This window comes from Bradyrhizobium sp. 40 (genome assembly GCF_023100925.1).
Lineage (GTDB): Bacteria > Pseudomonadota > Alphaproteobacteria > Rhizobiales > Xanthobacteraceae > Bradyrhizobium.
The window spans coordinates 2720855-2738439 of sequence record NZ_CP064688.1; the positions used below are offsets into that span (position 1 = coordinate 2720855).

19 protein-coding genes and 2 pseudogenes are annotated in these 17585 nt (G+C 64.4%); 7 read left to right on the plus strand and 14 right to left on the minus strand.

Annotation, left to right across the window (positions count from 1 at the left end):
• Window positions 1–92: 92 nt before the first annotated feature.
• Together IVB40_RS12970 and purB are read right to left on the minus strand one after the other, a co-directional pair.
• Window positions 93–1265: a M20 aminoacylase family protein gene (locus IVB40_RS12970; RefSeq protein WP_247400354.1), complete on the minus strand. Its 1173-nt coding sequence runs from the start codon at window positions 1263–1265 to the stop codon at window positions 93–95.
• 107 nt (window positions 1266–1372) lie between these two features.
• Window positions 1373–2680: an adenylosuccinate lyase gene (purB, locus tag IVB40_RS12975; RefSeq protein WP_247819004.1), complete on the minus strand. Its 1308-nt coding sequence runs from the start codon at window positions 2678–2680 to the stop codon at window positions 1373–1375.
• A 581-nt stretch (window positions 2681–3261) separates the two neighbouring features.
• Between purB and IVB40_RS12980 the strand changes: the two genes are divergently transcribed.
• Window positions 3262–3849 carry a TetR family transcriptional regulator gene (locus IVB40_RS12980; RefSeq protein ID WP_027567688.1) on the plus strand — a complete coding sequence of 196 codons (588 nt, stop codon included), beginning with the start codon at window positions 3262–3264 and terminating at the stop codon, window positions 3847–3849.
• Between the two features lie 141 nt (window positions 3850–3990).
• Here IVB40_RS12980 and IVB40_RS12985 read toward each other — a convergent pair whose 3' ends face one another.
• The 6 genes and pseudogenes from IVB40_RS12985 to IVB40_RS13010 all read right to left on the minus strand — a co-directional run bounded on the left by IVB40_RS12985 (window position 3991) and on the right by IVB40_RS13010 (window position 9272).
• Complete coding sequence (locus tag IVB40_RS12985) at window positions 3991–5187, minus strand: hypothetical protein (protein ID WP_247819005.1); 1197 nt, start codon at window positions 5185–5187, stop codon at window positions 3991–3993.
• A 192-nt stretch (window positions 5188–5379) separates the two neighbouring features.
• Window positions 5380–5484, minus strand: a pseudogene (locus IVB40_RS12990) (DNA-binding response regulator); the annotation flags it as partial.
• Window positions 5485–5565: 81 nt separating this feature from the next.
• Entirely contained in the window at window positions 5566–5865 is a 300-nt protein-coding gene (locus IVB40_RS12995) for a hypothetical protein (RefSeq protein ID WP_247819006.1), read from the minus strand.
• A gap of 100 nt (window positions 5866–5965) precedes the next feature.
• Complete coding sequence (locus tag IVB40_RS13000) at window positions 5966–7003, minus strand: MBL fold metallo-hydrolase (protein WP_247819531.1); 1038 nt, start codon at window positions 7001–7003, stop codon at window positions 5966–5968.
• Window positions 7004–7243: 240 nt separating this feature from the next.
• Window positions 7244–7894 carry a response regulator transcription factor gene (locus IVB40_RS13005; protein ID WP_247819007.1) on the minus strand — a complete coding sequence of 217 codons (651 nt, stop codon included), beginning with the start codon at window positions 7892–7894 and terminating at the stop codon, window positions 7244–7246.
• 7 nt (window positions 7895–7901) lie between these two features.
• On the minus strand, window positions 7902–9272 hold the full coding sequence (locus tag IVB40_RS13010; RefSeq protein ID WP_247437492.1) for a histidine kinase: 1371 nt from the start codon (window positions 9270–9272) through the stop codon (window positions 7902–7904).
• Between the two features lie 179 nt (window positions 9273–9451).
• Between IVB40_RS13010 and IVB40_RS13015 the strand changes: the two genes are divergently transcribed.
• The 5 genes from IVB40_RS13015 (at window position 9452) to IVB40_RS13035 (ending at window position 13820) form a co-directional block, all read left to right on the plus strand.
• A complete protein-coding gene (locus tag IVB40_RS13015) occupies window positions 9452–10252 on the plus strand; it encodes a MotA/TolQ/ExbB proton channel family protein (protein WP_247819008.1) in 801 nt (266 codons plus the stop codon).
• Entirely contained in the window at window positions 10249–10935 is a 687-nt protein-coding gene (locus IVB40_RS13020; protein WP_247287249.1) for a hypothetical protein, read from the plus strand. The genes IVB40_RS13015 and IVB40_RS13020 overlap by 4 nt, the downstream gene beginning before the upstream one ends.
• The gene (locus IVB40_RS13025) at window positions 10928–11533 is read left to right on the plus strand and encodes a hypothetical protein (protein ID WP_247819009.1); all 606 of its coding nucleotides are present in this window, start codon (window positions 10928–10930) and stop codon (window positions 11531–11533) included. Before IVB40_RS13020 ends, IVB40_RS13025 begins: the two co-directional genes overlap by 8 nt.
• 116 nt (window positions 11534–11649) lie before the next feature.
• A complete protein-coding gene (locus tag IVB40_RS13030) occupies window positions 11650–12390 on the plus strand; it encodes a metallophosphoesterase family protein (protein ID WP_247362393.1) in 741 nt (246 codons plus the stop codon).
• 5 nt (window positions 12391–12395) lie between these two features.
• Complete coding sequence (locus IVB40_RS13035; protein WP_027567697.1) at window positions 12396–13820, plus strand: bifunctional serine/threonine-protein kinase/universal stress protein; 1425 nt, start codon at window positions 12396–12398, stop codon at window positions 13818–13820.
• A 24-nt stretch (window positions 13821–13844) separates the two neighbouring features.
• Here the strand turns inward: IVB40_RS13035 and IVB40_RS13040 are convergent, their stop codons facing one another.
• From IVB40_RS13040 to rpe, 4 genes are all read right to left on the minus strand, one after another.
• Entirely contained in the window at window positions 13845–14036 is a 192-nt protein-coding gene (locus IVB40_RS13040) for a hypothetical protein (protein ID WP_007602380.1), read from the minus strand.
• A 21-nt stretch (window positions 14037–14057) separates the two neighbouring features.
• On the minus strand, window positions 14058–14234 hold the full coding sequence (locus IVB40_RS13045) for a hypothetical protein (RefSeq protein ID WP_197031140.1): 177 nt from the start codon (window positions 14232–14234) through the stop codon (window positions 14058–14060).
• A 4-nt stretch (window positions 14235–14238) separates the two neighbouring features.
• Window positions 14239–14379 (minus strand): hypothetical protein, encoded by a 141-nt coding sequence (locus tag IVB40_RS13050; RefSeq protein ID WP_162847284.1) that lies wholly within the window; start codon window positions 14377–14379, stop codon window positions 14239–14241.
• A 149-nt stretch (window positions 14380–14528) separates the two neighbouring features.
• Window positions 14529–15230, minus strand: coding sequence for a ribulose-phosphate 3-epimerase (rpe, locus tag IVB40_RS13055; protein WP_247362388.1), 702 nt, complete (start codon window positions 15228–15230; stop codon window positions 14529–14531).
• A gap of 251 nt (window positions 15231–15481) precedes the next feature.
• Here rpe and IVB40_RS13060 point away from each other — a divergent pair, with 251 nt between their 5' ends.
• Complete coding sequence (locus IVB40_RS13060; RefSeq protein WP_247362386.1) at window positions 15482–16276, plus strand: EF-hand domain-containing protein; 795 nt, start codon at window positions 15482–15484, stop codon at window positions 16274–16276.
• Between the two features lie 12 nt (window positions 16277–16288).
• Here the strand turns inward: IVB40_RS13060 and IVB40_RS13065 are convergent.
• Together IVB40_RS13065 and IVB40_RS13070 are read right to left on the minus strand one after the other, a co-directional pair.
• Window positions 16289–16500 (minus strand): annotated as a pseudogene (locus IVB40_RS13065) (KTSC domain-containing protein).
• A gap of 50 nt (window positions 16501–16550) precedes the next feature.
• Window positions 16551–17546: a P1 family peptidase gene (locus tag IVB40_RS13070; protein WP_247362384.1), complete on the minus strand. Its 996-nt coding sequence runs from the start codon at window positions 17544–17546 to the stop codon at window positions 16551–16553.
• Between the last annotated feature and the right edge of the window lie 39 nt (window positions 17547–17585).

Consider the following 17585-nt stretch of genomic DNA (forward strand, 5'->3'; position numbering starts at 1 on the left):
TGGGCAAAGGCGCGAAGCGCCGTGCCCACCATTTGCAGCGGAGAAGGCTGTTGTGGGCACGCTTTCGCTTTGCCCACCCTACGAGACCTGCGCTATCCCGCTGGCATCCGCGTTTCGACGAGTCGCGCCCAATAGGACGCGCCGTGGCCCAAGATGTTGTCGTTGAAGACGTAGGCCGGGTGGTGGCACTCGTTGCCGTCGCCCATGCCGACCAAGATCATCGCGCCGGGGCGCGCTTCAAGCATGAAGGAAAAATCTTCGGCGCCCATCATCGGAATGAACTTGTCGTTGACGCGCTCGGCGCCGACGATGTCGCGGGCGACGTCGGCGGCAAGGCCAGCCTCGCGCGCATGGTTCATCGTCACCGGATACATGCGCGTGTATTTGGTTTCCGCCGAACCGCCATAGGCGCGCGCGACGCTGTCGGCGACTTCGCCGATGCGGCGCTCGACGAGATCGCGCACTTCAGGGTCGAGCGTGCGCACGGTGCCGCCGAGCTCGGCGATCTCTGGGATGATGTTGAAGGCCGTACCGGAGTGGAATTGCGTGATCGAGATGACGGCGGACTTCAGCGGATCGACGTTGCGCGCGACGATCGATTGCAGCGCGTTGACGATCTGCGCGCCGATCAGCACGCTATCGATCGACTTGTGCGGACCCGCGCCGGCATGGCCGCCCTTGCCGTGGACCGTGATCTGGATGTTGTCTGAGGAGGCGAGCATCGCGCCAGGGGTGGTCGCGAAATGGCCCTCGGGCAAGCCCGGCATGTTGTGCATGCCGTAGACCTCCTGGATGTTCCAGCGCGTCATCAGTCCGTCCTCGACCATCGCCTTGCCGCCGCCGCCGCCTTCTTCCGCGGGCTGGAAGATCACGACCGCGCTGCCGTCGAAGTTGCGGGTCTCGGCGAGATATTTGGCAGCGCCGAGCAACATGGCGGTGTGACCGTCATGGCCGCAGGCGTGCATCTTGCCGGGGACCTTGGAGGCGTAGGCGACGCCCGACGTCTCCATGATCGGCAGCGCGTCCATGTCGGCGCGCAGGCCAATGGTCTTGCCCGAGGCGGATTTGCGGCCGCGGATCACACCGACGACGCCGGTGCGGCCGATCCCCGTCACCACCTCGTCGCAGCCGAACTCGCGCAAGCGGTCGGCGACGATGCCGGCGGTGCGGTGGACGTCGTATTGCAGCTCCGGGTTCTCGTGGAAGTCATGGCGCCAGGCGGCCATTTCGTCGGAGAGGGCGGCAACGCGGTTGACGATGGGCATGAGGAAGGTCCGCCTTGATTTGTAGCCCGGATGAGCGAAGCGACATCCGGGATCTTTGTGAGGGAAGTCCCGGGTATCGCTGCGCTCACCCGGGCTACGAAGGACGTTCAGCTCTCGCCGAACACGCGCTTGAAGATCGTGTCGACGTGCTTGAAGTGATAGCCTAGGTCGAACTGCTCCTCGATCTCGGCGTCGGTGAGATACTTCTTCACTTCAGCGTCGTTCTTTAGGAGCTGGAGGAAGTCGCCTTCGCCGCGCCAGACCGGCATGGCGTTGCGCTGCACGAGCTTGTAGGCGTCCTCGCGGCTTGCGCCCTTCTGGGTCAGCGCCAGCAGAACGCGCTGCGAATGCACGAGGCCGCCGAGGCGGTCGAGGTTCTTCTGCATGTTAGCGGGGTACACCAGCAGCTTGTCGATCAGGCCGGCGAGGCGCACCAGCGCGAAGTCGAGCGTCACGGTCGCGTCGGGGCCCATCATGCGCTCGGCGGAGGAGTGCGAAATGTCGCGCTCGTGCCAGAGCACGACGTTCTCCAGCGCCGGCGTCACATAGGCGCGCACCATGCGCGACAGGCCGGTGAGGTTTTCCGAGAGCACCGGGTTGCGCTTGTGCGGCATCGCGGACGAACCCTTCTGCCCTTCGGAGAAGAACTCCTCGGCTTCCAGCACTTCGGTGCGCTGCATGTGGCGGATCTCCACCGCGAAACGCTCGACCGAGGACGCGATCACGCCGAGCGTCGAGAAATACATTGCGTGGCGGTCGCGGGGGATGATCTGCGTCGAGATCGGCTCGGGGACGAGGCCCATGGCCTTGGCAACATGCTGTTCGACGCGCGGATCGATCTGGGCAAAAGTGCCGACCGCACCGGAGATGGCGCAGGTCGCGACTTCCTTGCGTGCCGCGATCAGGCGCTCCCTGGCGCGCGAGAATTCCGCATAGGCATAGGCGAGCTTGAGGCCGAAGGTCACGGGTTCGGCGTGGATGCCGTGGCTGCGGCCGATGGTCGGCGTCATCTTGTGCTCGAGGGCGCGCTTCTTCAGCGCCGCCAGCACCTTGTCGAGGTCGGCGAGCAGCAGGTCGGCGGCGCGGGTGAGCTGGACGTTGAGGCAAGTGTCGAGCACGTCGGAGGAGGTCATGCCCTGATGGACGAAGCGCGCCTCGGGGCCGACGATCTCGGCGAGGTGGGTGAGGAAGGCGATGACGTCGTGCTTGGTCTCGCGTTCGATCTCGTCGATGCGGGCGACGTCGAAAGTGGCGTCCTTGGCCTTGGCCCAGACCGTTTTGGCGGCCTCCTTGGGGATCGTGCCGAGCTCGGCAAGGGCGTCCGCCGCATGCGCCTCGATCTCGAACCAGATCTTGAACCGGGTCTGCGGCTCCCAGATCGAGGCCATTTCCGGGCGGGTATAGCGGGGGATCATGGGACTGCTCCAGGAAGGTGGGCGGGCGACCCGGAAGGGGGCGACCTGCCAAAATGCTTTTTACGCCGTGATCTAGCAGAGCGGGGAGGGCGAAACAAACGGCGCCGGCAACGTAGCGGGGGATGATTGGGCTCAACAGGATCATCGGCCCGGCGGCGGCGGGGCGATGGGCAGCCGGCCTCAGGGGGAAGCTCGCAGATATTAACTGTCAATCACGGATCATTGACTGACAGATATTGAAATCTGTCAGCGAGACGTGTATATCCATTCCTGGACGCTCCAATTGGGCGTCTGGCGGCATCCCGGGAGCCCGACGTCCCAAGCAAATGGGGGATTGAGGGTCGCAATTGAACAACGGGGACCGCCAATTGATTGGAGACTTACGACAATGACGACCGAAATCATCAATTTGACCGGGACGATTGGGCACTGGCTCAATTTACTGGTGGCGCGCCAGATCGCGGCGCAGGCTGCAAAACTGCCTCATTAAGGCGAGAGCTTTCCGAAACGACCGGCACGGGCGCTTCGGAAGCAGCCCCATCGCCGGGTAACTGAGCCCTCAACGGGAACATGGTGCTGGCATGAACGAAGCCGTTATCTTGACGCCGGAGCGGATCCTCGAAGTCACCGAGGACGTGCTGCGGCGTTACGGACTCGCCAAGGCCACCGTGGTCGACGTGGCCCGTGCGCTGGATGTGAGCCACGGCAGCGTCTACCGCCATTTCCCGAGCAAGGCCTCGCTGCGCGAGGCCGTCGCCAAACGCTGGCTGGACCGGATCGACGCGCCCTTACGCCAGCTCGCCGAAGAGCAGGGCCCGGCCCCGGCGCGGCTCGACCGCTGGCTGCGCACCCTGTTCGCCGCCAAGCGTTCGCGCGTGCTCGACGACCCCGAGATGTTCGACACCTATCTGACTCTGGCGCGCGAGGCCTGTGCAGCCGTCAAGTGTCACAAGGACACCATGATCGACCAGATCGCGGCGATCCTGACCGACGGCGTGACGCAGGGCGTGTTCGCCGTGGACGACGTCAAGGCCACCGCACGCGCGATCTTCGATGCCACCGTCCGCTTCCACCATCCGGCTCATGCCGACGAATGGAAGGACGCCGATCTCGCGGCGCGCGTCGATGCGACGCTGGCGCTGGTATTGCGCGGGCTGAAGGCGGCGTGAGGTTGCGGAGCCTGCGTACATCGCAGCTTGGGGCTTGATTCGCTCCTGCTCATGACTTTGGCGATCGGCAGGATGACGGGCCTGGCCTCAACGATTCTCTCGTGACCACCATCCCATCATCCTGCTTGGCTGTGAGCGCCGTCAGATGACGAAGTCCGCTGGATGCAGGGCCGCCGTGTGCACGCCGTCCAACGTGATGGTATCGTTGGCGGTGAGGTGGATCACGGCATCGCCGGCGCTATTGTCGCCAATGAGGCTGGAGAGGGCTGCCCAGTCTGCGAAGCCGTAGTCATGCAGGTTGATCAGGTCATGTTCGCTGGTGGTGCTGCCGACAGCTTGGTTGCCTTGATTGAAGTCGTTGATGATGTCCAGGCCGGAGCCCGTGTTGAACACGAACGTGTCGTTGTTCGGCCCGCCCCACAAGAGATCATTGCCGCCACCACCGTTGAGGGTATCCGTGCCTCCGGTGATCGAGCCGGGTGAGGAAGGAGCGTAGCTCATCGCATCGCCCGCCAGGCGATCGGGGCTCGATCCGCCGGTGAGGATGTCGTTCCCGCCGTGAGCATTGCCCGACATCGTGGGAGCGTCGCCATACAACGTCGTGCTGAAAGCAGCTCGCTCGCCATCGACGACGGCAGTGAGGATATCGTTCCCGCCCTGGGTATTGTCGGACATGGACGTTCCGGAATCGCCCGACAGGCTTCCTCCTCCCAGCTGGGCGTCGCTGCTCGCCGCAAAGGTCAGGATGTCGTTTCCGCCGACCGCGTTGTCGGTCATGGCACCCGTGGCATCGCCGCTGAGTGCGTCGCCGCCGCCATTTATCCCGTAATCCGTGGCGCTCAGCGTATCGTTCCCGCCATGCGCATTGCCGCTCATGGCACCCCCAGCGTCTCCGCTGAGCGACCCGAACGATCTCCATCCGGTCGACGCCGTCAGCGTGTCATTTCCGCCTCCCGCGTTGCCCGACATGTTGCCCTGGACGTCTCCATAGAGATAAACATTGGTGTAGAGCGAGTTGTGGGCATCGACATTGAGGGTGTCGTTCCCGCCCTGGGTATTGTCCGCCATGGATTGGGCATCACCAACGGTGATGGCACTATCCCAGCCGCCATCCACGCTCACCACGAGACTGTCGTTTCCTCCGTGAGAATTGCCATGCATGGCCACCAGGTCTTCCCCAACGAGCGTCACGTTCGAGTTGAGACTCGATATGGCTGCCGTCAACGCATCGTTTCCGCCCCAGTCATCGGTTGCCAACCCGGGATCTCCGAGCACGGTCATGGATTGACCGAAGTCCGGCAGGGTGACTGCGATAGTGTCGTTTGGCAGTTGGTGCATGTCGCTTCACTCCGATTTCATTTCAGTCGCGGGGCCTGAAAGCAGCGGAGCTCTTTGCGAGACGCGCTGTGGCCGCGCTTAACGTTGAATTTGCTCGGAGTTGATGGCGGAGATTTGCTTTGGGTTGGATTTCATTGCGGCCGGAGGAACTTCGGCGCGCGGGGTAACGGAACTCGAGCGACGCCAGAAATTCGTCAGCCCGCAAGCCGCTGCGAGCTGCGCATCCGTGCGCGCGCCGGTCTTAGTCTTGATCAGATAATGATAGTTCTGCAGCGTCTTGACGCTCGCGCTGGTATTGCGCGGGCTGAAGGCGTCGGCCGGACTTCCTTCGCGCGGTCCGAAGCCGCGACACCTGACGTGACCTGGCGCGGTTCTATCTCAGACCTTATGGGCAACGCTGCCATTGCCGAGCGAGCGCGGATGATGGGTCTTTTTTCGCGCCCGTAAGGCGGCGTTGGCCGATGGCACGACAGACGGGCTTTCCGGATAGATATTGACTTCGATTTCGACCACGTCCTTTGACCGCTTTCGAAGGCGATAGAACGCAAGTTCCTGCTCGAGGATGGGGCAGTGGAATTGGATCGTCGCTGTGTCTGGCAGACGGCAGAGTTCATCGATGAGCTCGCCGACAGTGATGATCGGGGGATGATGGATGGCTTCGCGGATAGCCTTACTCATGGCGCAACTCCCTCACTCCGCTGCTAACCACGGAGCAACGGTGCAAGTTCCAATCCTACCGGTCACAGCATGATCTAAAGGTGCGAGCCGCGCCAGCGCTCTAGAGTGCGGGCGCCAAATGCGAGCTGCGCAAGCGCAATATGCCGAACGGGTCTTCGCGCCCAGCGAGTTTGCGATAGGTCGCAAGGTCGTCGAGCGTCGGACCTTCCCCGCGCCTGACATTCACGCCCGCAACCGTTGCAACCGGAATCGACGTGCCGAGGCCTGCGTAGAGATAGTTGTCGCCGAACGCCTTCTTGAGTGCGGCAAAAGTCGGCTCGCCGGTGCAATGTCCCGGGGCTACGCTGTCGACCTTGAACCTGTCCTTCAGGGCGCTAACGGCTTTCGCGATAGCTTCGTCAGGTGCGACGACCAGATGAAATCCCCCCGCGATGAGATGAATCCTGGGATTGATACCCGTCGCCGCTTCGACGATGCGCTCGATCCCGGGATGCGAGCAACCGACCAGAAGGACTATGCCGTCGGCCGTGTTGACGGCCAAAGACAGCTCCTTGAGTTCTCTCGTGCCCGGTGCGTCGGAAATCAGCGAGATAAGTGTGATACCGGGAGCGATCTCGGTGGTCTGATCGATCAGTTCGAAGTTCGCGTGGGCCCATGTCGTGCCGAACTTCATCACCGCGGGCGGCTTGCCTGCATAGTACCGCATCTCCGGCGGCAAAGCCTCGTCCTTGCGGTAGAAGCCGGACGGCAGAGACGAGCCGTAGATGCCAAATCCTTCCTTTGGCGCGTAGATCTTGACCGTCGGATTGATGCTCAGGAGGTAGGACAAGCCGGCCATATGATCGGAGTGGCGGTGTGAAAGAACGACAAAGTCCAGGTCCGAGAGATCAACTCCCTTGGCCTTCACGTTCGCCGCGAAGATTTCGGGATCGTTACCCGTATCGAACAGGATGCGTTTTCCTGCGATTTCGACTAGGGCGGAGAAACCCCAGTCCTTTGTCATCGCATCATTTGTGCCGAAGGCGTCATAGAGAATGGTGATCTGTTCTTTCGCCTCCGTTGCCGCGCTTTCCGTAAGCCCGGTCGCAAGAACGCCGAAGGCGATCAGTGCTGCGAGAAGACTGTCCCTGATGTTCATGAAAGCGTCTCCTGTTGTCGTGCAAGACATACAACGGGAACGAGGACGGCTCTCGAGAGCCGTCCAAACTGGCTCTCGACGAAAGATCGGAGCCGGACGCACATCCGCTGGCGGCTTGGTGCTGGATGCCGTGCCTGTGGTGGAGCCTAGCACAATCTAAGAGAGATTTGGAGACCTTCGTTGGAATGGCCAGTTGGGAACCAGTTATTCTGGTCGCAGTAAACGGCTCGCCGTCACGCTCTAGATCTTCGTCAGCCCACAACTGGCTGCCAGCCGCACCAGGTGCGCATCCGTGCGCGCTCCGGTCTTGGTCTTGATCAGATAGTGATAGTTCTGCACCGTCTTCACGCTGAGATTGAGTTGCGCAGCGATCTGTTCGGTCGTGGCGCCGCCGGCGAACTGGCGCAGGATCTCGATCTCGCGTTCGCCCAGTTGATCCAGCGCAGACCCCGTCGACAGGCTGTCCTCGGCCAGGATATGCGCGATGTCGTCGCTCATGGCGCGTTCGCCGCGCGCAACGCTGCGGATCGCGGACACGACCGCGGACGGCTCGCTGCTCTTGGTGACGAAGCCGCTGGCGCCGGCACTGAAGGCTGCCTTCACCAGCACGGCTTCGTTGTGCATGGTGAAAACGAGGATCCGGGCCCGCGGGCTGCGCGCGCGAATGTTGCGGATGGCTTCCAGCCCGCTCGCGCCGGGCATCGAGATATCCAGCAAGACCACGTCGGGATCGCGCGCCTTGAAGGCGCTGTAGGCATCCGCGGCGTTGTCGGCTTCCGCCACGACATGCAGATCGCCCTGGCTCTCCAGCACGCGCCGATAGCCTTGCCGCACGATCGGATGGTCGTCGACCAGCAGCACGGAGATGCCTGTTGCCGTAATCTCGTTCATGCCGGCCTCACGCGGCGAGCGGGATGGTGGCGGCGACGCTGAGTCCGCCTCGGGCGGGCAGGATCGAGAATGAGCCGCCGGCCGCTGCGACGCGCTCGCGGATGCCCGTGAGGCCAAAGCCGGCCGACTGCTTTACGCGTGCTGCGTCGCCGCCGCCATCGTCTTCGACGCGGATCAGCAACGCATCGTCGTCGCCCGCTCGCCGCTCGACGCTGAGCGAAATCTCGCGTGCCGCGCCGTGGCGCAACGCGTTGGTCAGGCATTCCTGCGCGACGCGATAGGCGGTGGTGGCAGCCGGGCCGCTGATGTCGGTGAAGTCGCCCCGGAGATCGAGCTGGATCGTCGGTCGCGCCGCGCTCTGCGAGCGCCAGCTATCCACCAAATTCACGAGGCTCGCCTCCAGTCCAAGCTCGGCGGGGAGGGGATTGCGCAGGCGCTTCAGCGCGTCGCGCAGCGAGGCCATCAGATGATGCGTGGCCTGCGAGATCATCCGCGCGTCCTGCACGATATCGTTGTGCTTGTCTGCCTTCGTGCTCGCCGTCTCGATGGTGTTGGCGAAGGCGAGGATGGCCGAGAGATTTTGTCCGAACTCGTCGTGCAGCTCGCGGGCGAGCGCGCGGCGTTCGTCGTCACGGATCTCGATCAGGCGCCGCGTCAACGCCGCGCGTTGCTCGGTCGCTTCCTCCAACCGGCCGCCGAGCTCGCCGACGGCGCTGCCGATCATCGCCAGCTCCATCGAGCGGAAGCGCGGCAGTTTCGTGCGATACTGACCGCGGGCCATGCGCTGCAAGGCGATCACGATCGTGCGCGCCGGCGCCAGCGCATGCGCGATCGCGAGCGAGGCCAGGAGCGCGATCGCCGCCGCCATCAAGAGCGCGACGTCGATCACGTTGAGGATGTATTCCCAAGCGAGCGAGATGGCGGCCGTTTCATCCGGCGTCGCGACCACCGTTCCGGCGGTCGCCGCGCGGGGACTGACGGGCCGTATCGCTTCGGCATGGCTGCCGAGGAAGGTCGGCACAATCGATGCAAACCAGCGCGGCGGCGCCTTGCCGAGCCCCTCGCTCTGGCCGCAGAGCGGCTTTTCGAATGCGATGGCCGGTTGGAATTCGACGCAGACGCCGGGTGAGATCAGCTTCATCGTCTCCAGCGTGCGCCACTCCGGAACTGGCAGAAGCTGCTCGCGTGTTCTGCTGCTACGCAACAAGAATTCGCGCCAGTACAGGGCTTGCAGCGCCTGGGCGACCCGCTGCGCCGAGGCCGCAGTCGCCCGGTCGACGCTGCGATAGGCGTCGAACGTGGCCCAGATGGTCGCCGCCCCGAGGCAAAGCGCGACGATGAGAAGCAGACGGGCGACAAGCTGAAGCACAAGGCGCATGCGATCACCCCAAAATTTGGTAAGGTCAGCCTAACAACGCCGCCGCGCCTTGCCAATTGCGAGGCACGGCAAGATGGCAGCTCGGGCAAATTTCCCAAGCCGGATTGGGCATGGCTCTTTGGACCGGGCGCGGCGGCTTTGATCTAATGGGCGGAATTCACGGCCAGGAGCAGTGCAGCATGAGTTCGATGACGATTGGGCCGATCGCGGGGCCTGCTGCCGACCCATCCGAGCGCAGCGCGCTCCTGTTCTGGATGATCTTCACCGGGCTTTCGATCTTCGCCGTCGTGCTGCTGTGGCGGTTCGGCCTGATCCGCCTGATGCTGACCTCGGACCGGACCTACATTTCCAGCGTGATCGCACTGCTCTATGTGCTCACCTGCGGTCACTGCTTCCTGCGCACGCGGGCCATCGCCCGTGAGGGCGCGGCGGCCCGGCGCTGCCGCGCGGTGCTCGCGGCGCCCGAGGGCGGGAGGGCGCTCGACGCCGGCGCGGCTGCGCTGCCGCGCGGGCTGGTGCGTGATCACATCGAGAGCCTCGTGACCAAGGCCGCGGCGCAGGACTACCGCCCGGTCGACCAGACCCTATTGCTGCGGACGCTTGCCGACCGGCTGCGCGGCTCCAACGGCTTCGGGGCCTTCGTCTCGGATACGCTGATGAAGCTCGGCCTGCTCGGCACCATCGTCGGTTTCATCATCATGCTGGCGCCAATCGCGGGGCTGGATGCTGCCGACAAGGTCGCGATGCGGTCCTCGATGGGGCTGATGAGCGACGGCATGGCGGTCGCGATGTACACGACGCTGGCGGGCCTGGTCGGTTCGATCCTGGTCCGCATCCAGTACTACATGCTGGATGCCGCGACCCAGCGGGTGTTCTCGGATGCCGTGGTGCTGACCGAGACTTATGTGACGCCGGTGCTGGAGCGCAAGGGTTTCGGAATCGCGGGTTCTGGAATCAAGGGCGCTGGAATCGCGACATGATGGATGATTTCGGTCTCTATCCGCGCGAGGAGCCGTTCGATCCCTTGGGCGTGATGCTGTTCAAGGCACTCCAGGTGATCGCTTTCCTGTTCTTCCTCGCGCTGCTCGCGGTCTCACCGGACGCCAAGGACGGCAAGATCGATTCCAAGGCCGAGTTCATGATCACGCTGGACTGGCCCGACAGCCATCCCGACGATCTCGACCTGTTCGTGCAGGATCCCGTGGGCAACATCGCCTGGTATCGCCACCGCGAGGCCGGCTTCCTCACGCTCGACCGCGACGACCGCGGCGGAGCCAACGACTTCATCGTGGTCAACGGCAAGAAGATTGCCTCGCCGATCCGCGAGGAGATCGTCACGGTGCGGGGCATCGTTCCCGGCGAATACACCGTCAATGTCTCACATTTCGTGGCCACCACCGGCGAACCCGTCATAGCCAATGTGAAGGTGCAGAAGCTCAATCCCACAGCGCAAGTGGTCTTCGACAACAAGTTCACGGTCGATCACACCGGCGACGAGAAGACCGCGGTGCGGTTCCGGCTCGATGCCGAGGGCAAGGTCGTCAATGTGGATCAGCGGCCGAAATCGCTGCTGGAGACGTTTCGCAGCGGCTGGCGCAACGGCGCCGATCTCGACCCGAGCACTGGCGTGAGCAAGAACGCTGTGAGGGTGCGCCGTGACTAGCCTGCAGACGGTCATCCTCACGCTATCGATAGCTTACGCCGTCATCGGCGCGCTGCTGCTGGTCGTGTTGGTCTATGCGCGGCTGCACTGGTCGATCAAGGCCGTTGCGGTGGTCGTGACCAGCGCCTTCTATGTCGTCACCTTCACGGAAATGCGCGGGCTGCTCGGCTGGGCCAGCGCCGACCGGCTGCCGGCCTCCTTCAAGCTGCTGAAGGCCCGCATCGTCGAGCCGCATTCGCTGGAAGGCGATCCCGGCTCGATCTATCTCTGGGTCGAGCAGCTCGACGAGGACAATCGCCCAAGCGGCATACCGCGCGCCTTTCGTGTGCCCTACAATGACAGGCTGGCCGACAAGACCCATGCGGCGGAGAACGAGATCGCGCTGGGACATCCGCAAGGCGGCCGGGCCGCCGATTTCGGCGGCGGCGATGGCAGCCTCATCGACATGGTCAGGGAATATGTGACGCCCAAGACGATCCTGGAGACGAGCGGAGGCGATTCCTCGACCGGCGAATTCCTGGCGCCACCGGCCGGCGCGCAGGGCGCCGTGTTCACCCCGATTCCGCCGCCCCGGATGCCGCCGAAGGACGAGCAATAGGCTCTTCACCATCGCGACAGGGCAGCGCTGGCAAACCGCGCGCCGCTGGCGCATGTTCTTGACCTCCCTCAATTTGGCCTTATCGGCTCCCAATAAGGTTCGAGGGTGGAGGGTGCGTGCTTCTCGCTGTCTTCTCGGATATCCACGGCAACCGGCAGGCGTTCGAGGCGTGCCTGAAAGTCGCGCGGGCGCGGGGCGCCGAGCGGTTCATCCTGCTTGGCGACTTCGTGGGCTATGGCGCCGACCCGGAATGGGTAGTGGATACCGCGATGGAGCTGGTCGCCCAGGGCGCCGTCGCTGTGCGCGGCAATCATGACCAGGCGGTGAATTCCTCGGCCGAGACCATGAATGCCGAGGCGCAAGTCGCGATCGAATGGACCCGCGGCCGGCTCGACACCGCGCAGCGGCGGTTCCTGGCGGAATTGCCGATGCTGGTGGAGGACAGCGATCGTCTGTTCGTGCATTCGGAAGCCTCCAGCCCCCTGAGCTGGCACTATGTCCGATCGACGGCGGACGCCGCCAAAAGCCTGATCGCGACGCCCGCTCATGTCACGTTCTGCGGCCACATCCACCGCCCGGCGATCTATTCGATGTCGGTGACGGCGAAGATGTCGGGACTCGTGCCCAAGACCGACGTCTCCGTACCGCTGCTGCGCGGGCGGCAATGGCTAGCGGTGCTCGGCTCGGTCGGCCAGCCCCGCGATGGCGATCCCTCCGCGGCTTTCGTGCTGTTCGACACGGTCACCTGCCTGATCACCTATTGCCGCGCGCCCTACGATGTCGAGACGGCCGCGAACCGGATCCGTGAGAACGGCCTGCCGCACTGGCTCGCCGACCGATTGTCGCAGGGGCGCTAGAGGCGATGCCGAAACCCCTCGTCAAATCAGGCGCAGAGATCGACGGCTACACCATTGGCGAATGCGTCCATGCCGGCGGCATGGCGACGCTGTGGACGGTCACCCATCCCGGCATCGAGGTGCCGCTGCTGATGAAGATTCCGCGGGTGTCGGAGGGCGAGGATCCCGCGGCGATCGTCTCCTTCGAAATGGAAATGATGATCCTGCCGCGGCTGGCCGGGCCGCACGTGCCCTCAAGCTTCGGCACCGGCGATTTTGCCCACCAAGCCTATGTCGTAATCGAGCGCATCACCGGGACAACGCTCTACAAGCGGCTGCCCGACCTGCCGCTGCCGTATGACGAGGCGCGGCAACTCGTCGCCAGGATCACGACGGGGCTGGCGGATTTGCACCGGCAGAACGTGATCCATCACGACATCAAGCCGAGCAGCATCATGTTCCGCGAGAGCGGCGAGGCGGTGCTGATCGACTATGGCCTGTCGCATCACAACCACCTGCCTGACCTGTTGCAGGAGGAATTCCGCCTGCCTTACGGCACCGCGCCCTATATGGCGCCTGAACGGCTGTCAGGGGTGCGCGACGATCCGCGCAGCGATTTGTTCTCGCTTGGCGTGCTGCTCTATTTCTTCACGACCGGCGAGCGGCCGTTCGGCGAGGGCGAGACGCTGCGTGCGATGCGGCGCCGGTTGTGGCGCGATCCGCACCCGCCGCGCGGCTTGCGCGCCGACTATCCGCCCTGGCTCCAGGAGGTGGTGCTGCGGTGCCTCGAGATCGAGCCGGTGCGGCGCTATCCGACGGCGTCGCAGCTCGCCTTCGATCTGACCCATCCGGACCAGATCAGGCTCACGATGCGCTCGGAGCGAATGAAGCGCGATCCGCTCAGCGTCGCCTGGCGCCGCCGGTTCAACCAGGGTGTCATGGCGCCCCGCGCGAAATCGGATGTCGCAGCCCAGCTCGCATCAAGCCCGATCGTTGCGGTCGCGCTCGATACGGCGGAAGGCGAGCCGGAGTTGAACGAGGCTCTGCGCATGACGACGGAACGCATTCTCGCCACGCTGCCGTCGGCGCGGCTCGCATGTCTCAACGTGCTGAAGCTCAACCGCATCGCGATTGACAGGACGCTGGATGAGCAGGGCTCCAACAAGCATATCGACCGGTTGGTGGCGCTCAGGCACTGGGCCACTCCGCTCAAGCTCGATGAGAGCCGGCTGTCGGCTCACGTGCTGGAAGCCGTCGATCCCGCGGCGGCCATCCTGGAGTTTTGCGAGGTGAACCACGTCGACCACGTCATCATCGGCGCGCGGCAGGGCTCGTTCAGGCGCACGCTGCTCGGCAGCGTCTCGGCCAAGGTGGCCTCGGAAGCGGCCTGCACCGTTACCGTGGTACGGCCGCCGCGAATGGCTGCGGATGTGGGCGAAGAGGCCGGATAGGGCGGCGCTCTGGATCCTGGAGATTCAGGCCGCGTGAGCGGTGTGGACGGAGCGCTTGCGGCGGATCGGCCAGGAGAATTGCGGGCCGGGCTCGCCGTGATCCGCGCTACCGCCGAAGAACTGGATGATCTCGCGGCAGGGCTCGCAGTTGAACAGGTTACGCGACGCGGACGCCTTGGTCATTTCTTTCAGGCAGTTCGGGCAATGCGGCTTCATGAGCTTGGTCCAGAAAAGAATTCAATGCCGGCGCGGTGACCGGAGCGGATGATCCAGGTCCATGTCGGGCCCGGTGTCGTCGCGCATCTCGCCTTCGGTGCGTTCGAGCCGACCGAAGAAAAAATCGAGGTCAGGATGCGGGCGCCGCGGGATGCGGCACCGGCGCTTCGGCTGACGCTTTACGAGCGCGATCTGCATGGGGTCAGGCCCGATACCAGTCGCGACGGGCGATGCGGGCCGAGCGTACCGAGACCTTCACCGGTCCGGCTGATGGACCAAACACAACAAACGCACAAAAACCAAGCCACAACGCCACGCCAGTCCAAACCAGGGTCGTCGTCATGATGTGCTCCCGCGAAACAGGCAAGAATCACTAGCGGTGATTTGCGCGAATCAGGGAAGCCCGGAGGAGTACGGATCAAGGTTGCAAATTTAGGCATTGCGCGCCGCAACACCCGTAGAAGCCGCACGTCTGCGGAGCCGAGCGGGCCCTCAGATCGCCTCGCCACGCGCGCCCGCGGCGGCGTTGCGGATCGCCGCGATGTTGGTCTTGTAGGCGTCCTGCGTGCCGCCCCTGAACACGGACGTGCCGGCGACGAAGGCGTTGGCGCCGGCTGCGGCGAGGGGACCTGCGACGTCGGAGCCGACGCCGCCGTCGACTTCGATGTCGATCGGACGGCCCGCCGTCATCGCGCGGATGTCGCGGATCTTGCCGATCGAGGCGGGGATGAAGGCTTGGCCGCCGAAGCCGGGATTGACCGACATCACCAGCACGAGGTCGACCAGGTCCAGAACGTATTCGAGCGCGCTGATCGGCGTGCCCGGATTGAGCGAAACGCCGGCCTTCTTGCCGAGCGCGCGGATCGCCTGAAGCGAGCGGTGCAGATGGGGACCGGCCTCGGCATGCACGGTGATGTGGTCGCAGCCGGCTTTCGCAAAGGCTTCCAGGTAGGGGTCGCAGGGCGAGATCATCAGATGCGCGTCGAAGATCTTCTTGGTGTGCGGGCGCATCGCCTTGATGACGTCGGGGCCATACGAGATGTTGGGAACGAAGTGCCCGTCCATGACGTCGAGATGGATCCAGTCGGCTCCGGCGGCGTCCACGGCGCGCACCTCCTCGCCGAGCCTGGAGAAGTCCGAGGCCAGGATCGAGGGCGCGATTGCCAGGGGGCGGGGAGCGAAGGCTTGGGTCATGGCGGTTTCCCGTGGCGGCCGTGAAAGATGGACTCGCCTAACATGGGCCTCTCAGCCGGGCAATGCAGGGGCGGCGTGCTTCCTGTGGGCGGAAATTTCTGCCGCGATCGGCATGAATTGCCGGTGTTCCCGGGCCGTGCAAAGCGCGGTGAAAGCGGATTTCATTGAGCTTTTTGCGCTGGCACGGCGCTTGCTGACTTCACCTGAACAGAACATTGGCCGCGGCATGCCGCATCGGTTGGAGTTGTGCAATGTTGTTCGCTCTTGGGGCCGTATCGAGCGCGCTCGACGCGATCCAGTCGCTGACGAATTCGAAATCGTCCTCTTCGACGCAGAAGACGGGGTCCTCGCAAAAGCCTGCGACCAATCCGTTCGCGGTCGACAGCGGCAGCAACAGCACGACCGGCGCGACCTCGTCGGTCAATGCGGGCAAAACCCCGCAGATCTCGCCGGAGACGATGAACGCGCTGTTCGCCGCGCAGAGCCAATCCTCGGACAGTACGAGCAGCGCAGCGAGTTCGACCTCGTCCAGTTCAACATCCTCGTCCTCGACGCGCCGCGACGCCGCCCTGAAGGACCTGTTCTCGCAGATCGATGGCGACGGCGACGGCAAGATCACCAAGTCGGAATTCGAGAATGCGCTCGGCGCCGGCGGCACCAACCTCGCGCAGGCCGACGACGTTTTCTCGAAGCTGGATTCGAATACCGACGGCAGCGTCAGCCTCGATGAGATGTCGAAGGCACTGAAGAGCGGCCATCGCGGCCACCATCATGCGCAAGGTGCGGGCGATGCGTCCGGCAGCGGTTCGAATTCCTCCTCGCCCTCCAGCGGCGGCTCGGCCTCGACCTCGACGACCGGCGCCGACGGCTCGACCACCACCACGGTCACCTACGCCGACGGCTTCAAGATGTCGACGACGGTCCCGGGCGCCTCCAGCCCCCGTAATTCGGCGTACGATCTGTTCGCGCAGTTGATGCAGCGGCAGGGCGGGCAGGGACAAGGTGCCTCAGCGGCTGTCGGTTCATCGATGTCGATGAGCGTGTAACCTTGCTCACGGCTAGCCTGCATATTCGTGAGTGATGTCACGGTAGACATAACGGTCGCGGATTCGCGGTTGAAGAATGTACCCTTTGAGCGCGCATTCCTGAACGCCGCGGCGACCTCGGGCGGAACGTCCTCGTAGACATAGAGGCGTCCGCTCACGAAAGTCACTTTCAGCTCGCGAGTCTCGGGCGCATAACGGAAAAACCGGATCACGGAAGACGGCATGGCGGTGCACCTTGGCCCGTCAGGGTAACGCCGTGTCAGCCGTTTCGTTTCTAGCCGAACCGATCCTTCCACGCCGGCAGCGCGCCGGCAAACGGCAGGGCCGTCGCATTGTAGACGCCGCGAGCGATCGCGCGTGCGACCACGTTGGCGGCGACGGTTCCCAGTTCGGTGAGGCCGACCAGCGGCTCGATCGGCTTCTCGCCCGTTGCGGCGGCGAACAGCACGTCGCCATCGGTTGGGGCATGCACAGGATAAATCGCACGGGCGAACCCGGTATGCGCGATCATCGCAAGCCGCTTGGCCTGGGCCTTGGTCAGCATGGCATCGGTAACGACGAGGCCGATCGTGGTGTTCTCACGTGCGCTCGCGGCGGGTCCGCCCTTGATGCGCATCGCCAGCATGTCCGGCGTGAACGCGGACGGCAGGCCGCGCCCGCCGAACTCGCCGTTCTCCTCGAACGGTGCAGCCCAGAACCAAGGCCCCTCGCCAACCGTTGTGCTGCCGACCGCGTTGACGACGATGATCGCAGCGACCTTGATGCCATTGGCCAGGACCGCGGAGGCCGATCCCAGTCCGCCCTTGAAGGTTGCGGTGGTGGCTCCGAGGCCGGCCCCGACGCTGCCCAGCGCGAAATCGTCGCTGGCGGCCAACGCTGCGGCGTAGCCGAGATCGCGATAGGGCGCGAAGCGTCCCCAGCTCTTGTCGCCACCGTTGAGCAGGTCGAAAACGATCGCGCCGGGGACGATCGGAATCACAGCCTCGCGAATCCGCAAGCCGCGGCCTTGTTCGGCGAGCCAGGCCTGGATGCCGCCGCCGGCGTCGATTCCAAAGGCTGAGCCGCCGGACAGCGCAATGGCGTCAACGCGATCGACGGTGCTGGCGAGGTCGAGCAACGCGTCTTCGCGCGTGCCGGGTCCGCCGCCGCGAACATCGATGGCCGTAACAGCGGGGGCGTCGAAGATGATCGCGGTCGTGCCAGTGGCAATTTTCGCATCCTCGGCATGGCCGACGCGGACGCCGGCGATATCGGTGAGAAGGTTTTTCAAGGCGGCTCCGCAGGGCTGAAGGGCGTCCGCTTCAGCGAT

Bases quoted from the DNA above. Each gene is read 5' to 3' on its own strand.
- IVB40_RS12970 (WP_247400354.1), bottom strand. From the start codon at position 1,265: ATGCCCATCGTCAACCGCGTTGCCGCCCTCTCCGACGAAATGGCCGCC.
- purB (WP_247819004.1), bottom strand. From the start codon at position 2,680: ATGATCCCCCGCTATACCCGCCCGGAAATGGCCTCGATCTGGGAGCCG.
- IVB40_RS12980 (WP_027567688.1), top strand. From the start codon at position 3,262: ATGAACGAAGCCGTTATCTTGACGCCGGAGCGGATCCTCGAAGTCACC.
- IVB40_RS12985 (WP_247819005.1), bottom strand. From the start codon at position 5,187: ATGCACCAACTGCCAAACGACACTATCGCAGTCACCCTGCCGGACTTC.
- IVB40_RS12995 (WP_247819006.1), bottom strand. From the start codon at position 5,865: ATGAGTAAGGCTATCCGCGAAGCCATCCATCATCCCCCGATCATCACT.
- IVB40_RS13000 (WP_247819531.1), bottom strand. From the start codon at position 7,003: ATGAACATCAGGGACAGTCTTCTCGCAGCACTGATCGCCTTCGGCGTT.
- IVB40_RS13005 (WP_247819007.1), bottom strand. From the start codon at position 7,894: ATGAACGAGATTACGGCAACAGGCATCTCCGTGCTGCTGGTCGACGAC.
- IVB40_RS13010 (WP_247437492.1), bottom strand. From the start codon at position 9,272: ATGCGCCTTGTGCTTCAGCTTGTCGCCCGTCTGCTTCTCATCGTCGCG.
- IVB40_RS13015 (WP_247819008.1), top strand. From the start codon at position 9,452: ATGAGTTCGATGACGATTGGGCCGATCGCGGGGCCTGCTGCCGACCCA.
- IVB40_RS13020 (WP_247287249.1), top strand. From the start codon at position 10,249: ATGATGGATGATTTCGGTCTCTATCCGCGCGAGGAGCCGTTCGATCCC.
- IVB40_RS13035 (WP_027567697.1), top strand. From the start codon at position 12,396: ATGCCGAAACCCCTCGTCAAATCAGGCGCAGAGATCGACGGCTACACC.
- IVB40_RS13040 (WP_007602380.1), bottom strand. From the start codon at position 14,036: ATGAAGCCGCATTGCCCGAACTGCCTGAAAGAAATGACCAAGGCGTCC.
- IVB40_RS13045 (WP_197031140.1), bottom strand. From the start codon at position 14,234: ATGCAGATCGCGCTCGTAAAGCGTCAGCCGAAGCGCCGGTGCCGCATC.
- IVB40_RS13050 (WP_162847284.1), bottom strand. From the start codon at position 14,379: ATGACGACGACCCTGGTTTGGACTGGCGTGGCGTTGTGGCTTGGTTTT.
- rpe (WP_247362388.1), bottom strand. From the start codon at position 15,230: ATGACCCAAGCCTTCGCTCCCCGCCCCCTGGCAATCGCGCCCTCGATC.
- IVB40_RS13060 (WP_247362386.1), top strand. From the start codon at position 15,482: ATGTTGTTCGCTCTTGGGGCCGTATCGAGCGCGCTCGACGCGATCCAG.